This is a genomic window from Rummeliibacillus sp. BSL5, from assembly GCF_052928305.1.
Map to the genome: position 1 here is coordinate 1 of NZ_JAVGCV010000011.1, position 15,430 is coordinate 15,430.

14 protein-coding genes, 1 tRNA gene, 1 rRNA gene, 1 other RNA gene and 1 other annotated feature are annotated in these 15,430 nt (G+C 37.6%); of the genes, 3 read left to right on the top strand and 14 right to left on the bottom strand.

Features of this window, described 5'->3' with window-relative positions:
- Positions 1-359: 359 nt before the first annotated feature.
- The 6 genes from RCJ93_RS16280 to ffs form a co-directional block, all read right to left on the bottom strand.
- Positions 360-638, bottom strand: a complete 279-nt coding sequence (locus RCJ93_RS16280) for a pro-sigmaK processing inhibitor BofA family protein (protein ID WP_150285679.1) — start codon at positions 636-638, stop codon at positions 360-362.
- A gap of 164 nt (positions 639-802) precedes the next feature.
- Positions 803-1,015: a YaaL family protein gene (locus RCJ93_RS16285; RefSeq protein WP_446739585.1), complete on the bottom strand. Its 213-nt coding sequence runs from the start codon at positions 1,013-1,015 to the stop codon at positions 803-805.
- Between the two features lie 17 nt (positions 1,016-1,032).
- Positions 1,033-1,629 carry a recombination mediator RecR gene (gene recR / locus RCJ93_RS16290; RefSeq protein ID WP_066791248.1) on the bottom strand — a complete coding sequence of 199 codons (597 nt, stop codon included), beginning with the start codon at positions 1,627-1,629 and terminating at the stop codon, positions 1,033-1,035.
- An 11-nt stretch (positions 1,630-1,640) separates the two neighbouring features.
- Complete coding sequence (locus RCJ93_RS16295; protein WP_066791246.1) at positions 1,641-1,958, bottom strand: YbaB/EbfC family nucleoid-associated protein; 318 nt, start codon at positions 1,956-1,958, stop codon at positions 1,641-1,643.
- A gap of 26 nt (positions 1,959-1,984) precedes the next feature.
- Positions 1,985-3,772 carry a DNA polymerase III subunit gamma/tau gene (gene dnaX, locus RCJ93_RS16300; protein ID WP_150285680.1) on the bottom strand — a complete coding sequence of 596 codons (1,788 nt, stop codon included), beginning with the start codon at positions 3,770-3,772 and terminating at the stop codon, positions 1,985-1,987.
- Positions 3,773-3,913: 141 nt separating this feature from the next.
- An RNA gene (gene ffs / locus RCJ93_RS16305) (signal recognition particle sRNA large type) lies at positions 3,914-4,179 on the bottom strand.
- 328 nt (positions 4,180-4,507) lie between these two features.
- Here ffs and RCJ93_RS16310 point away from each other — a divergent pair.
- Positions 4,508-4,600 (top strand) — tRNA-Ser (locus tag RCJ93_RS16310).
- 187 nt (positions 4,601-4,787) lie between these two features.
- Here the strand turns inward: RCJ93_RS16310 and RCJ93_RS16315 are convergent.
- From RCJ93_RS16315 to RCJ93_RS16325, 3 genes are all read right to left on the bottom strand, one after another.
- Complete coding sequence (locus RCJ93_RS16315; protein WP_446739586.1) at positions 4,788-5,456, bottom strand: deoxynucleoside kinase; 669 nt, start codon at positions 5,454-5,456, stop codon at positions 4,788-4,790.
- Entirely contained in the window at positions 5,453-6,091 is a 639-nt protein-coding gene (locus tag RCJ93_RS16320; protein ID WP_446739587.1) for a deoxynucleoside kinase, read from the bottom strand. The genes RCJ93_RS16315 and RCJ93_RS16320 overlap by 4 nt, the downstream gene beginning before the upstream one ends.
- A 175-nt stretch (positions 6,092-6,266) precedes the next feature.
- On the bottom strand, positions 6,267-7,412 hold the full coding sequence (locus RCJ93_RS16325) for a glycosyl hydrolase family 18 protein (RefSeq protein WP_446739588.1): 1,146 nt from the start codon (positions 7,410-7,412) through the stop codon (positions 6,267-6,269).
- Between the two features lie 87 nt (positions 7,413-7,499).
- Here RCJ93_RS16325 and tadA point away from each other — a divergent pair, with 87 nt between their 5' ends.
- Positions 7,500-7,985 (top strand): tRNA adenosine(34) deaminase TadA, encoded by a 486-nt coding sequence (tadA, locus tag RCJ93_RS16330; protein WP_446739589.1) that lies wholly within the window; start codon positions 7,500-7,502, stop codon positions 7,983-7,985.
- A 48-nt stretch (positions 7,986-8,033) separates the two neighbouring features.
- Here the strand turns inward: tadA and serS are convergent, their stop codons facing one another.
- On the bottom strand, positions 8,034-9,314 hold the full coding sequence (serS, locus tag RCJ93_RS16335) for a serine--tRNA ligase (RefSeq protein ID WP_150285684.1): 1,281 nt from the start codon (positions 9,312-9,314) through the stop codon (positions 8,034-8,036).
- Positions 9,315-9,389: 75 nt separating this feature from the next.
- Positions 9,390-9,602, bottom strand: a binding site (T-box leader).
- Between the two features lie 285 nt (positions 9,603-9,887).
- Between serS and pdxR the strand changes: the two genes are divergently transcribed.
- Positions 9,888-11,309, top strand: a complete 1,422-nt coding sequence (pdxR, locus tag RCJ93_RS16340) for a MocR-like pyridoxine biosynthesis transcription factor PdxR (protein ID WP_066791222.1) — start codon at positions 9,888-9,890, stop codon at positions 11,307-11,309.
- Positions 11,310-11,331: 22 nt separating this feature from the next.
- Here pdxR and RCJ93_RS16345 read toward each other — a convergent pair whose 3' ends face one another.
- The 4 genes from RCJ93_RS16345 to rrf form a co-directional block, all read right to left on the bottom strand.
- Positions 11,332-12,594, bottom strand: a complete 1,263-nt coding sequence (locus RCJ93_RS16345; protein WP_251648824.1) for a serine hydrolase — start codon at positions 12,592-12,594, stop codon at positions 11,332-11,334.
- A 165-nt stretch (positions 12,595-12,759) separates the two neighbouring features.
- Positions 12,760-14,226 (bottom strand): IMP dehydrogenase, encoded by a 1,467-nt coding sequence (guaB, locus tag RCJ93_RS16350; protein ID WP_066791218.1) that lies wholly within the window; start codon positions 14,224-14,226, stop codon positions 12,760-12,762.
- Positions 14,227-14,329: 103 nt separating this feature from the next.
- Entirely contained in the window at positions 14,330-14,806 is a 477-nt protein-coding gene (locus RCJ93_RS16355) for a glutathione peroxidase (protein WP_251648817.1), read from the bottom strand.
- Positions 14,807-15,305: 499 nt separating this feature from the next.
- A 5S ribosomal RNA gene (gene rrf / locus RCJ93_RS16360) occupies positions 15,306-15,421 on the bottom strand.
- Positions 15,422-15,430 lie beyond the last annotated feature (9 nt).

The following is a 15,430-nucleotide window of genomic DNA, read 5'->3' on the forward strand; positions in this document are numbered from 1 at the left end:
TCCATAAAAGTGTTTGATTGCTCAAAATTTCACTAGCGCATCATCTTTACGATGATGTCTTTAAAACTAACAATTGTTAGTAAGTTTAAATGATTAACATCTTGCTTGTTCAGTTTTCAAGGTTCATGTTGCGCCGTCCTTTTGACGACTTCATAAGTATATCGCAAAAACTTTTAAATGTCAACAACTTATCAGAAATAAATTTTCAAAAGTTATTGATGCTTATAAATAAGTTTTTTGCAGTTGCTTATAACAACCTTTATATTATAGCAATATACTTTTGTTAATGTCAACCCTTTTATTAACCTTAGACTAACTTATTATGCACCTTGCTCTGTGTCTATACTTTACAATAACCATCATAAGAGAAAATGATTTAATAACGTAAGTGCAATCACAAGGATTGCGCCAGGCATACCTAATATAGCCACAATAAGTATAGAAGCAAAATTCAATGGAACCCAAATTCCGATATATCCCGCTCCGTAAGAAAGCATATACAAGAGGCAGAACGATAATGTTATGCGAAATACTACATTCGATAGTAACTCGAGAATTTTTCGTATCCCCTTTGGTTTCTTAACTAGCAAATAAAAAACAAACAGCACTCCTATTAAACTAATAATTAGTTTAGCCATATACACCACACCTCATTTAAATGTTAGTAGGTATATATGATAGGAATACTGTTATTCATTCATCTTTTTATATATTTTGCAGGTTTACTATTCATTTTCATCAGTAATGAAGCAAATAATCTATTCACTTACTAGTTTGTTAAGAGTTATAGGAAAGAATTTGCTTACTTAATTAAAACCTTGCGGATACGCGCTTCTTTAAATAGATAAAAATGCTTGCTTTCAGCTATTTTCCGTTGAGCTATAATATCCAAGCTATAATCAGCCATTAAGTTTTCCATACTTTGTGCATGCTGCCATTCATCTTTTGTTTGGCGGATTAAGCTAACTAATTTCTCATCGTATTCTTTTCGAAGCTTAAATTTTTTAAAAAGCATTTTATTCGCACCTCAAATCATAATTCCCGTCTGCCCTCTAATGCTTTGGATAAAGTTACTTCATCCGCATATTCAAGGTCTCCTCCAACTGGAAGGCCATGTGCAATGCGGGTTGTACGAATTCCTGAAGGCTTAATTAGACGTGAGATATACATAGCTGTCGCTTCCCCTTCAATCGTAGGGTTTGTCGCTAAGATTAATTCTTCTACCTCTTCGCTTTGCAGGCGTTTTAAGAGTGAAGGAACATTTATATCTTCTGGACCGATACCATCCATTGGTGATATTGCGCCATGCAACACATGATATAACCCATGGTAATCCTTCATTTTTTCCATAGCAATTACATCTTTCGGATCTTGGACCACACAGATAGTAGAACGGTCCCTTTGTACGTCCTGGCAAATATGGCAAGGGTCTACATCTGTAATATTCCCGCAGACAGAACAATAACTTAGGTTACGTTTTGCATCTACAAGTGCTTTAGCAAAATTCAAGACAGTATCCTCTTGCATCGTTAATACAAAAAACGCCAGGCGGGAGGCAGTCTTTGGCCCGATGCCTGGCAATTTCATAAAGCTATCTATTAATTTGGATATAGGTTCAGGATAATGCAATGTCATTCCCCCTAGAATCCAGGAAGGTTAATTCCCTTAGTAAATTGGCCCATCGTTTCATTCGTTGTTTCTTCAATTTTTGCTAACGCTGCATTTGTTGCAATCACAATCATATCTTGCAATAGTTCTACATCTTCTGGATCTACGATTTCTGGATCAATTACTACTTCTTGTACTTGCTTTTGACCATTTATAACGACTTTGACCAACCCGTTACTAGCAGTTCCTTCAAAAGTTTGTACAGCAAGCTCTTCCTGTGCCTCCATCATTTTCTTTTGCATCTTTTGCATTTGTTTCATCATGTTATTCATATTACCCATTCCACGCATAAATAAATTCCTCCTATAATTGCTTTTTATTCTTCAATAGTAATGAAATCTTTGCCGAACAGCTTTTCCGCTTCCACCACTAAAGGGTCTTCGGATAACAGCTGTTCATCTTCTAATATTGATTGTACAACCTCAGCTTTTTGTTCGCCAGTTGAAGTTTCTTTATCGGTTTCATTATCTGCCACTTTATCCGAATTATGATGCTGGATAAAATCAGCACGTATTCTTTGCCAGTTCTCTTCTGGGACACAGATAACTTGATAATAGTTCCCAGTCATCTCCGCTAAGTGCTGGCTGAAATGTGAAATTAGCTCTTGATTTTCGACTGCCATTTGGCAGTGAATATCATATTTGAATTTTAACACAAAAGCACTGGCTGATGCTGCTACAGGTTCCGCGTCTTCCAATAATGCCGATTGTGATTTAGGTAATCGATTAAGGGATTCTGCCCAGGCACTTTTAATCGATTGGATATCTTGTTTTGTCGCCACTTTTAATACTTCTTGAATTCTCCCTACTGGAACATTAAAACCAGTATTTGCTTTTGCACGTGGGCGCTTCGCCTGCCCACTTCCTTGTGGTTGTGGCTGAACGGTGTTTCCTCCAACCTGCAGTTGTTGAACCAAAGATTCTAAGGCAGCAATTTTTGATTGCATTTCAACAAGCTGTGGCATCTCTACATCCATATTCTCTGAACTTGATGTCACATAGGCTTGTTTTGGCCTTTTATGATTGATCTGCGACATTTTTAATAATGCTGTTTCAAGGTATACCTTTGCATGCAATGAAAGACGCATTTCTTGTTGTGTTTTTGACAGGACATCAATATAACTGTATAGCGTGTCCATTGTAAATTCATTTGCTAGGGTGAGGAATTTCTCATCTGTTGTAGCTAATTCTAGCAAATCTGAAAGGTCAGGAGCAGACTGAATCAATAATAAGTCTCTAAAGAAGGTGATTAAGTCTTCAGAAAGACGGACTGCATCTTTACCTTCATCCATCAGTTGCTCAAGCACATCTAATACGTTTGCTACATCACCTTTAGCTAGATTTTCTGCAAGTGTATAAAAAATATCCTGGCTAATAGATCCCGTAACAAAAAGGGAGTCTTCCAATGTGAGTTTTTCAGCACTAAAACTAACAACTTGATCTAGCATACTGAGTGCATCTCGCATTCCACCGGCAGCCGATTTGGCAATCACCTTTAATGCTTGTTCATCATAAGGAAGGTCTATTTCTTCTAATACTAATTTCATACGCTCTAATATATCTGTCGTAGATAGACGCTTGAAGTCAAATCGTTGGCACCTCGAAATTATAGTAGCAGGTATCTTATGGGGTTCAGTCGTAGCTAATATAAATACAACATGTGGCGGTGGCTCTTCCAATGTTTTTAATAACGCATTAAAGGCACTGGTTGAAAGCATATGCACTTCATCGATTATATAGACTTTATAACGAGCGCTGGCTGGTGCAAAACGAACTTTTTCGATTATGTCTCTTATTTCATCTACGCTTGAATTAGAAGCGGCATCAAACTCAATAACATCTGGGTGCGAACCATTTGTAATGCTTTTGCATGTCGCGCATTCATTGCAGGGCTCGGCAGTTGGTGCATGCTCACAATTGATTGTCTTAGCGAATATTTTAGCTGTACTCGTTTTCCCTGTACCACGAGGACCTGAGAAAAGATAAGCATGCGTTGTTTTGCCAGCTAGGAGGGCATTTTGCAATGTACGCTTTATATGTGACTGTCCTGACATTTCCTTAAAAGACTGCGGACGATAGACACGATAAAAGGCTTGGTAGGACATCAATTTCCTCCCCTTTCTGCCATCATTCATAATAGATTTATTATAGCATAGAACCTTGTTGAAACCTTTATAAGTGTTAGGGAATAAAGAAAAAACTCACTTATCAAAAGATAAGTGAGTTTGAAGTTTGCATATTTAATACCGTGCACCTTTCTTCGACAGCCGTATATAAGCGTTACTCTTGTCGTTAGCTCAGATTAGGCTACCCCGCGGCACATGAATAAGACCACTTAATGCTGCTTCCTTCCGGACCTGACATGGTTCATGGGGATTCATTGCGCAGGACCCAATCGTCAACGCTACGTGCAAGAGGCAGACCAAACATACGGACAACCTCGAAAAGGAATTCAGTCTCGCTAAAGCGGATTGCGAGTTACAGGACACCGCTACCTTCCCACCTAGCACGGCAATTACTAGTATACAAATGTTATGGATGAAAATCAACTATAAAGTAAAGTACGCTTTGTTATGGTCTTTCTTCTTCTTTGTCTGAAGTTGAACGCTCAAGCACTCCTATACTTTTTAGCAACCTCAATCATGTTTAAGACGGTTATATTTCCTGTATTCATCTATATAGTAAGCTACTTTAAAAAAGAATTTTGCATTCCCACCTATACAAGTATTAACACTGCCTTTACAAAACCTTGTTTTCCTTCCGAAAAGGCACAATTAATTTGTTGACATTTGAATAATACCGTGTTAAAGTATTCATTGTCAGTAAGATATATTACATTCGGAGGAATACCCAAGTCTGGCTGAAGGGATCGGTCTTGAAAACCGACAGGCGGGTCAAACCGCGCGGGGGTTCGAATCCCTCTTCCTCCTCCATTTTATTTTTAAATTAAACGCGCATAATAATGAGATTGTATCGTTGCTTTTGATTGTAACGATTTTTTCTTTGCCATCTAGCTTAGGCTAGGTGGCTTTCATTTTTTATATTCAAATTAAGGCAACTAGTACTGCTATAGATAAAACAGCCAGGGAGAAGTTCAATTCTCTCCCTGGCTGTTTTTTATTATCTGCGTAAATGAGAGGTTTGCTCCATAAAGTGGCCGATTCTCTCTAAAATTGTTTCAATTGTTTGCGGATTTTTCATCAAATCATAATCATTAATATCCAAACGCAATACAGGACAAGCATTGAAATTATCAATCCAATCTTCATAGCGACGATGCATTTCATACCAATATTCTTTATCTGTTTGTTGTTCCATTGGGCGTCCACGTGACTCGATTCTTTCGATAATATCATCAATTGGTCCCTCAAGGTAAATTAGCAAATCAGGATGTGGAAAATATGGTGTCATGACCATTGCATCAAATAAATTGGTGTATGTCTCAAAGTCAACCGGATCCATTGTCCCCTGATCATAATGCATTTTAGCAAATATCCCAGTATCCTCATAGATAGAACGATCTTGTATAAATCCACCGCCGTATTCAAAAATACGCTTTTGCTCTTTAAAGCGTTCAGCAAGGAAGTATATTTGCAAATGGAAACTCCATTTATTAAAGTCATCGTAAAATTTATCAAGATAAGGGTTCGTATCAACTTTCTCAAAAGAAGTGCGGAAATTTAGAGTATTGGCCAGTGCCTTTGTCATAGTAGACTTCCCAACTCCTACAGTTCCTGCAATAGTAATCACAGCATTCGATGGGATGCCGTATTTTTCTCTCAAATTCATCCTTTCAAGCTCCTTTTTGTTAGCTTTTCTTCAATGGTATAAAGAATTTCCTTTAAATCATGGTCGTATTTCACAAAATCTAGTTGGTCTCCATTGAAACGTATGACAGGAATATCAGGATGCTCTTTTTCAAAAGTGTTGATAAAGGTATGATAATCTTCTACCAGCTGCTCCATGTATTCTCTTGAAATCATTTTTTCAAAATCTCGTCCTCTCATTGCGATCCGCTTCATCAATGTGTCGACGCTCGCATATAAATAAACCACAATGTTAGGTTGAGTCAAATCTTTCGTTAAAATTTTATATATCTCTTTATACTTGTTAAACTCACCGGGTGGTAAAGTTCTTTGAGCAAATATAAGATTTTTAAAAATATGATAATCAGCTACAACAGGGCTATTACTTTCTGTCATATACTTTTTGATATCATTTAATTGTTTATAGCGATTGCATAAGAAGAACATTTCCGTTTGAAAGCTCCACTCATCAATATCCTCATAAAATTTATTTAAAAAGGGATTTTCGTCCACTATCTCTTTCAATAAATGAATATTAAAAGTATCGGAAATATTTTTGGATAGTGAAGTTTTCCCTACACCAATAGGCCCCTCAACCGTAATAAACGGTACTGGCATCAGAAGACCTCCTCGCTTATCTCTTTAGTCAATGAATATAATTTTAACACAAGAGATATAGCATGGACAGTCCAAGTCTTTTTTTGTTTTAAACTATGTTTTTTTAGAAAATAAAAAAAACCTTGGCATTCACCAAGGCTGTTTTCCCTTTTAATGTCCATCAGAATGAAAGAGATTAGAAAAGATGTTTCACGTGAAACTTTTGTTGTAATAGTGCCCAATTTTGAGGAAACGAAAAGCCTAGATGCCAATAAGCAATTCCCCTTAATCCCAATTCCTCTAAAAGTTCAAATTTTGCTTCGATTGATCTTGCATCTTCAAACCATACAACATGTTCGACTCCATTTTTCCAGTAGTGAAAATATGGAGCTTGTGCCACTGTATCATAAGATATGGCTGCATTATTCTGTTTTGCTACTTCTATGGCATATTGAGAACTTACTGCAACAGCATTTGGGTTACCTACTTTATATGGCAACTTCCAGTCATAACCGTATAAGTTTTGGCCCATCATAATCTTTGAGGCTGGCATTTCGCTGATTGCATATTCTAATACTTGTCTCACTGGATGGATCGGCGATACTGCCATTGGTGGTCCGCCGCTATACCCCCACTCATATGTCATGATTACAACAAAATCTACAGTTTCTCCAATTCCCTTATAATCGTGCCCACCATACCACTTACTGCTTTGGCTTGCACTTGTTTTGGGTGCTAATGCAGCAGAAACAGTTAAACCTGCCGGATGAGCTCTAGCTACAAGCCTTTTTAGCATAGCTACATATAAATCCTTATCTTCAGGCGGCAAATATTCAAAGTCTACATGTATATCTCTTGCATTATGCAATTTTGCCTCACTTAGCGCAGCATCCATCATCACATCTTGTAATGCTTCACTCGTTAAAATGTCATGAGCTAATGTATCACTAAATGCCCCATTCTCAATATTCGTTAAAACTACTGCACTGGTTGTCCGATTAGCTGTAGCGATTTCCCCTAAATTTCCCCACTCAAGGCCTGTTAAAGTCCCGTCTCTTTTTACTTCATAAGCAAATGGCATCATATAGGTAAGCAACGGACCTCTCTTTCTTACCTCTTGTGATAATCGTGCAGGCACTTGCTGTGTATACCATTCTGCATAGCCATTCGTTTCAATGGTCTTACGATTTACATTCAATTTTTCCGGTAATACAAGAGTTTGTCCAACGACTAAAACATCTGGGTTTGGTAATTCATTTAATGCAGCTATGGCAGCAGCGGTTGTATTATGTTCTCTTGCAATTTTATATAAGCTGTCACCTTGCTTTACAACATAGATCAAAGAAAGCCTCCTCTATTTCTTCATGTGGAATAATATATGCATCCTGGCAGCTAAACATGCTAAACTATTTGACAAGGAGCGTGTTTCATGAATACTGATCACTATTTTATGGAGATGGCAATAGAAGAAGCAAAGAAGGCAGAGGCCTTGGGAGAAGTGCCTATTGGAGCAATCATCGTACAGCATGGCACTGTTATTGCAAAAGCACATAATCTGCGCGAAACAACACAAAATGCGGTTACTCATGCCGAACTCATGGCCATTCAAGATGCATGCAAATCCCTTGAAAGTTTTCGATTAGAAGAGACAACATTATATGTCACACTAGAACCTTGCCCTATGTGTGCAGGAGCTATTTTACAATCACGAATTCCCCGTGTTGTCTATGGTGCACGAGATCCTAAAGCTGGCTGCGTAGATTCTCTTTACCATCTTTTAAATGACAGCCGCTTTAATCATGAATGCGAAGTAACGGAAGGCGTTATGGGTGCAGAATGCGGTCAATTATTATCCAGCTTTTTTAAAGAGTTGCGTGCAAAGAAAAAAGCAAAACGTTTAGCTGATAAAAAATAGTAAAAAAGCGATCTGCATGTAATGGCAGATCGCTTTTTTATATCAATTTTACTTAGGAGCGATTTGTGTCAAACCACCCATATATGGTACTAACACTTCTGGTATTTTCACACTGCCATCTGCTTGTTGGTAATTTTCCAAAATAGCAGCTACAGTACGACCGATAGCTAAGCCAGAACCATTTAATGTATGCACATATTCAGGCTTTGCACCTGGTTCGCGGCGGAAGCGAATGTTCGCGCGGCGAGCTTGGAAGTCTTCAAAGTTTGAACAAGAAGAAATTTCTCGATACATGTTTTGCGTAGGGATCCATACTTCTAAATCATACTTTTTAGCAGCAGTAAATCCTAAGTCAGCTGTACACATTTTTAATTTGCGGTACGGCAGTTCTAGTAATTGAAGTACTTCCTCTGCATGGCCAGTTAGCTTTTCCAATTCATTATAAGATTCTTCTGGCTTTGTGAAGCGTACTAATTCAACCTTGTTGAATTGATGTTGGCGAATCAGACCTCTTGTATCACGACCAGCAGAACCTGCTTCTGAACGGAAACATGCACTAAATGCTGTAAATGCTTGAGGTAACTGAGATCCATCAATAATCTCATCACGATAAAAATTAGTTACTGGCACCTCAGCTGTAGGAATTAAGAAATAATCTTCTTTCTCTATAAGGAAAGCATCTTCTTCAAATTTTGGAAGTTGACCTGTGCCTGTCAAGCTTGCACGGTTAGCCATATAAGGAGGCAGAAGTTCCTCATAATCATGTTTATCTGCATGAAGATCCATCATAAAGTTCCAAAGTGCGCGTTCAAGACGTGCGCCAAGACCACGATAAAAGACGAATCGGCTACCAGTAACTTTACCAGCACGTTCAAAATCAATAATGCCAAGGTCTGTACCTAGATCCCAGTGTGGCTTTGCTTCAAAGTCAAATGTTGGAATTTCGCCCCATTTTAAAATCTCTTCATTGTCGTCTTCAGTATCGCCAACAGGAACACTTTCATGTGGGATATTAGGAAGACGCATCATCATATCGTTAAACTTTTCTTCAACTTCATTGAGCTCTGCATCTAACTTTTTGATTTCATCGCCCACTTCTCTCATACGGGCAATTTCTTCATCTGCATTTTCTTTATTACGCTTTTTTAATGCGATGGCTTCAGAAGCTTTATTACGGTCAGCCTTTAATACTTCCGTTTTAGCAATTAAATCACGACGTTGTTGATCCCATTCCTCAAAGTGATCAATTGTGCCAAGATCTTCATTACGGTGTGAAAGCTTTTCTTTAATTTCCGCATAATTGTCGCGGACACGTTTAATATCTAGCATGTGTAATTCCTCCTAATGTATTAATCGATGACCGGGAGCAGTGAATTAATGGACGCAAAAAAGCCCTCATCCCCATGAAGGGACGAGAGCATACCCGCGTTGCCACCCTAATTGACTAGACCAATGCCTAATCCACTCATTTTGTAACGGCTATTAACCGGCTGCAGCCTACTAACGTTCAACTGAGCAACTCAAGGACGGATTCACAAGTGTTTTTATCGATTCGCACCTACCATCGACTCTCTTTAAAAAAACGTGCCTGCTACTGCTTCCTATCATCGTGTTAAATTATAATTAATCATACTTTACAATACATCTAAAGGTTATGCAAGCATTGCAAGCTTGATTACTTTAAAAAAATTAACAACATATGTATTTTCAGGACAGTACTAGCCTTCTCCATTAATATAGCATGCTTGATATGGTATTCTCCCACTGTCCTATATCTCTTTAATCCTGTTACATCATCCTTTCAACCCACAAACAAAACAAGTATGATGTAAGTAAGAAAATTGACCCTGCGAAAGTTTACAGAAACCCTATTTCTATACGGTCAGTTAGGAGTGATAAAGTATGGATATGTTGATGATTCAATTAGAAAAAGATACATCAATTCCTCTTTATGAACAGCTTTATGAAAAAATAAAAAAAGGAATTATCGATGGCACAATCTCTGTACGTACAAAGCTACCATCCAAAAGAAAGCTCTCTGAATTTTTATCTATTAGCCAAACAACAGTTGAACTGGCTTATGCGCAGTTATTAGCGGAAGGCTATATCATATCCAAGCCTCGCGTCGGTTTCTTTGTAGAAGCAATAGAAGAATTGGCCTATGTAGAGAAAGCTGTCGCACATCCAACTCTAAAGACTTCCGCGAATCCTGAAGTTTATATTGATTTTAATCCAGGCTCTATCGATACTGAAGCTTTTCCTTTTGCTGCATGGAGAAAGTATGCAAAGGACGCAATTGATCTGCATCAAAAAGAGCTTCTGTTGCTAGGCTCTCCTCAAGGAGAATTAGAATTGAGAGAAGAAATTTCAAGCTATTTATACCAGTCTAGAGGCGTTCTATGCTCACCAGAACAAATAGTCATTGGTTCTGGGACTGAGCAGCTCTTGCCTATGATTATGAAGCTTTTAGGGGAAAAAAATTGCTATGCGATTGAAAATCCAGGCTATACATTAACCCACTATATTTTTGACCAGTCTTATCAGCAAATAATCCCTATTAATGTAGATCAGGATGGGATGAAAATACAACAACTTGAACAAACAGACGCCAATGTTGCCTATATTACTCCTTCTCACCAATTCCCTACCGGTGCTGTGCTATCTGCTTCACGACGTTTCCAATTATTGAATTGGGCAGCCCAAGATAAAAAGCGTTTTATTATTGAAGATGATTATGATAGTGAATTCCGTTATATTGGCAAACCTATTGCTTCACTACAAGGGATGGATCGTCTGAATAAGGTGATTTATCTCAGCACCTTTTCAAAATCATTAATGCCATCTTTGCGGATAGCCTATTTTGTTCTACCTAGAGAACTATTGCCTATATACTACAAGATGTTCAGCTATTATACATCGACTGTTCCACGCTTCGAGCAATATATATTGGCTCAATTTATGAAGGAAGGGCATTTCTCAAAACATTTGAATCGCATGCGGAAAATTTACCGCAAAAAGCTAGAGAAGCTCACTCTTTCCCTGACACCATATGCACCCAGTGTCTCCATCTCTGGTGAACAGGCGGGAATGCATGTAGTGTTAACTGTGAACCATCAATTAAACGCTCAGACTCTTAGCGAAAGGGCTTTGCAAAATGGCATAAGAATTATACCCATTACTAATTATATGATCACACCAACTATAGAAAATCGGGATAACCAATTCCTTTTAGGCTTTGGCGGTTTAGTTGAAGACCAAATACCTTATGCAATCGAACAGCTAATGGATTGCTGGGAAATTCAAAAACAAGTAAAAAGGGATTGACTGAATAGTCAATCCCTCATAATTAAAATAGTCCTTTGAAAAAACTTCCGACCTTTTTAAATGTTAACGATATAAAACCGGCTTTTTCCACAGTCTCTGTAGTTACTACTTTGGCATTTGCTGAAGTGCCATCAATAAAGCCATAATCTTTGCCTGACTTTTTATTGATTTTAACATGCCCAACAACAGTTCCCTTTTTAACAGGGGCATTTAAGGATTTTTTATCTACTACTAGCTTAGCAGTATAATCATCTGCTTCACTTGTTTTAACCATCATTGAAATGGCATCTTTTGTAGCAACTTTTACACTCTTCTCTTTACCCTCTTTTATAGCCACTGATTTTTGATTTTTAAATACATGGCCTGCAGGTAAGATTTCTTCAGTTGTGAATTGTCCAAAACCATAATCAAATAATGTTTTAGCTGCATCAAAACGTGCTTTATGACGATCTCCATTGTTACCTTCTGCATGCATGACCACAGCAATCAAGCGAGTGCCATTGCGTTTGGCTGTACCTGTGAAACATTGGCCAGCATAATCAGTAGTACCGGTTTTTAGTCCATCCACACCTTCATAATGATAAACTAAACCAGGTAACATAAAGTTCCAGTTATCCATTTTAATTGCATCGTCTGTTCCTGCACGGAAAGTCTTGCGGGGAATGCTTGATGTTTCTAGAACTTCTGGATGGTCTTTTAATAGATGATAGGCTAGGCGGGCAACAGATGTTGCAGGCATTTTGTTTTCATCACTCTCAGAAGTGCCTGTTGGCTGCATACCTTGTAATTGTTCATTATTTAAACCTGTAGAGTTAACAAAGTGGTAATTCTTCAGTCCCAATTCTTTTGCCTTTTTCTTCATTAAAGATAAAAATTCAGTTTCAGAACCTGCAATTGTTTCAGCAATTGCAATGGTAGCTGCATTTGCAGAATAGATAGCCATTGCTTCATATAATTCTTTGATTGTATATTCTCCATCTGCTCGTAATGGAACATTACTCAAAGCACGGTCTTGTGAGATTTTATAAGCATAATCAGACACTTTATACTTTTGATCCCATTTTACTTTTCCATCATTAATCGCATCAAGTAAGATGTATTCTGTCATCATTTTTGTCATGCTGGCAATCCCAAGAGCTTGCTTAGCATTTTTTTCATACAATATTTTTCCTGAATCCGCATCAACTAAAATCGCCGCTTTTACATTCAACCCTAGATTGTCCGCTGCACTAGCCTTCGTTCCTACTAGGGTAAAACTGCTAAGTACCATGACTACTGCTAGCATAATACTCAAAATTTTACTGATCCTACCTTTTTTCACCATTCTACCTCCGTTAATATATACTTATCTCGCTAATTTTAACATAGAATAGTGGAATACAATAGACAGTTATCAAAAACACCCATTCTGCATCAATTGAACATGCAAAATGGGTGAAAAGGCTGATACTTATAGTAGTGAATAGTTTGGTGCTTCTTTTGTAATTTGAACATCATGTGGATGGCTTTCTTTCAAGCCAGCCCCTGTCATGCGGACAAATTGAGCATTTTCTCTTAAATCTTGTAAATCTTTTGTACCGCAATAACCCATCCCTGATCGGACACCACCAAGCAATTGGTGAATCGTATCAGCAAGAGGCCCTTTATATGGCAAACGGCCTTCAATGCCTTCTGGTACTAATTTTTTTGCATTTTCTTGGAAGTAACGATCTTTTGAACCGTTCTCCATTGCAGCAACAGAACCCATACCACGATATACTTTAAAGCGACGGCCTTGGAAAATTTCTGTTTCTCCCGGAGATTCTGTAGTACCTGCTAGTAAGCTTCCTAACATAACTGTATGTCCGCCTGCAGCTAACGCTTTAATAATATCTCCAGAATATTTAATACCACCATCTGCTATTATCGTTTTCCCTTGGCGTCTTGCTTCTGTTGCGCAATCGTAGACAGCCGTAATTTGAGGTACACCTACACCAGCTACAACACGAGTTGTACAAATTGAACCAGGTCCGATTCCTACTTTGACAACATCTGCGCCTGCTTCGTACAAGGCTTTCGTCCCTTCCTGTGTAGCAACGTTACCTGCAACGATAACTAAATCAGGATAAGCTTCACGAATGGCTTTTACTTGTCTTAATACGCCTTCAGAATGGCCGTGAGCTGTATCAATTACAATAACGTCTACCTGTGCTTCCACAAGCTTCTTAATCCGCATCATCACATCTGACGTTACCCCAACCGCTGCTCCTACTAGTAAACGGCCATGTTCATCTTTTGCAGCATTCGGATATTCCGTTACCTTTTCAATATCCTTAATTGTAATTAATCCAGTTAATAAACCTTCTTCATCGACAATTGGAAGCTTTTCGATTTTGTATTTTTGTAGCATCTTTTCAGCTTCTTCTAAAGTAGTGCCAACAGGAGTTGTAATAAGATTTTCTTTAGTCATGACTTCATCAATTTTTATTGAGTAATCTTGTACAAAGCGCAAATCACGGTTTGTAATAATTCCGACTAATTTTCGGTCTTCCATCGTATTCACAATTGGTACACCAGAAATACGGTATTTACCCATTAAGTGTTCCGCATCAAATACTTGGTGAGAAGGCGTTAAGAAAAATGGATTGGTGATAACACCATTTTCAGATCGTTTAACTTTTTCTACTTGTTCTGCTTGTTCTTCAATACTCATATTTTTATGGATAATTCCAAGGCCGCCTTGACGAGCCATCGCAATCGCCATAGGTGATTCTGTTACCGTATCCATCCCTGCACTGATAATCGGGATATTTAATTTAATCTTGGATGTTAGATTTACTGATAAATCAACTTCCTTTGGCAATACTTCGGAATGTGCTGGTACAAGCAATACATCATCAAATGTTAAACCTTCTTTGGCAAATTTAGTTTCCCACATTTCTTAAACTCCTCCTACAAAAAAGATATTAATTGTAAGATTAACAACGTAGGCAATTAGTTGTCAAGGAGTCAGCCATAAGAAAGACTATTATGATTTTTCATTATAATAAGTTTTTTAAGTCATCCTCTATTTTTGTAGGGGAAGTTTGAGGTGCATATCTTGCAATGACTTCTCCTTCAGAGCCAATTAAAAACTTAGTAAAGTTCCACTTTATATTATCTGTGAAGAGACCTTTCTTTTCAGAAGTCAGATATTGAAACAACGGTGAAGCGTTTTCACCCTTAACATCTACTTTTGCAAACATGGGAAATTGTACATTGTAATTCATTTGGCAATAAGCAATTGTTTTATCAATATTGTTGAATTCTTGGTGATTGAATTGACTACAGGGAAAACCTAGAACAGTAAAACCTCGATCCTTATATTTATCATATAACTCCTGCAGTTCTTTAAATTGTGGCGTAAAACCACATTTGCTTGCTGTATTTACAATCAACATAGGTGAGCCTTTAAATTCACTTAAAGATTGATCTTCCCCATCTGCTTTTTTGACTACAAAATCATAAATGCTCGTCATTTTGCTTCCCCTCTCTATTTTACCGTCACATTAAAACGTTCTACTCATCATAGAGCCTATCCTTTATCTCTCTTCATATAAGCTCAAACTATTTATTTTATATTTATTTTTAATGTTATCACTAATGTATTCTTTATTCTTTCTATATACAACAAAAATAGCTTAATAGATATATTCCTGTATCAAGAAAAAGTAAACATAGAGATAAAGAGAAGTATAATTTTATAGTGCTAATCTCCAGCTTAGTTGCAATAGATGCAACAAACTAATTCTATAAATCGTTGAAACAGATAACTATAAAAAGTGGAGTTAAACAAGCCTTAACAGGCTTTATTACCTTTAAGCGTGTAAATGGTAATGAATAATGCATGGTCAACACTTACAGAGATATATAGCTGAGGAATATAAATATGAGGTAATTTATTTGTATTGTATATGGGTGAGCTATATTTTTTTATAAACAAAAAAGTGCAACTGATAAATCAGCTGCACTTTCTTTGCCTAGCAACGTCCTACTCTCACAGGGGGAAGCCCCCAACTACCATCGGCGCTAAAGAGCTTAACTTCCGTGTTCGGCATGGGAACGGGTGTGACCTCTTTGCCATCATTACTAGACTATTTGAA

Coding starts and splice junctions, on each gene's coding strand:
- RCJ93_RS16280 (WP_150285679.1), bottom strand. CDS start 638: ATGGCTAAACTAATTATTAGTTTAATAGGAGTGCTGTTTGTTTTTTAT.
- RCJ93_RS16285 (WP_446739585.1), bottom strand. CDS start 1,015: ATGCTTTTTAAAAAATTTAAGCTTCGAAAAGAATACGATGAGAAATTA.
- RCJ93_RS16295 (WP_066791246.1), bottom strand. CDS start 1,958: ATGCGTGGAATGGGTAATATGAATAACATGATGAAACAAATGCAAAAG.
- dnaX (WP_150285680.1), bottom strand. CDS start 3,772: ATGTCCTACCAAGCCTTTTATCGTGTCTATCGTCCGCAGTCTTTTAAG.
- RCJ93_RS16315 (WP_446739586.1), bottom strand. CDS start 5,456: ATGAATTTGAGAGAAAAATACGGCATCCCATCGAATGCTGTGATTACT.
- RCJ93_RS16320 (WP_446739587.1), bottom strand. CDS start 6,091: ATGCCAGTACCGTTTATTACGGTTGAGGGGCCTATTGGTGTAGGGAAA.
- tadA (WP_446739589.1), top strand. CDS start 7,500: ATGAATACTGATCACTATTTTATGGAGATGGCAATAGAAGAAGCAAAG.
- serS (WP_150285684.1), bottom strand. CDS start 9,314: ATGCTAGATATTAAACGTGTCCGCGACAATTATGCGGAAATTAAAGAA.
- pdxR (WP_066791222.1), top strand. CDS start 9,888: ATGGATATGTTGATGATTCAATTAGAAAAAGATACATCAATTCCTCTT.
- RCJ93_RS16345 (WP_251648824.1), bottom strand. CDS start 12,594: ATGCTAGCAGTAGTCATGGTACTTAGCAGTTTTACCCTAGTAGGAACG.
- guaB (WP_066791218.1), bottom strand. CDS start 14,226: ATGTGGGAAACTAAATTTGCCAAAGAAGGTTTAACATTTGATGATGTA.
- RCJ93_RS16355 (WP_251648817.1), bottom strand. CDS start 14,806: ATGACGAGCATTTATGATTTTGTAGTCAAAAAAGCAGATGGGGAAGAT.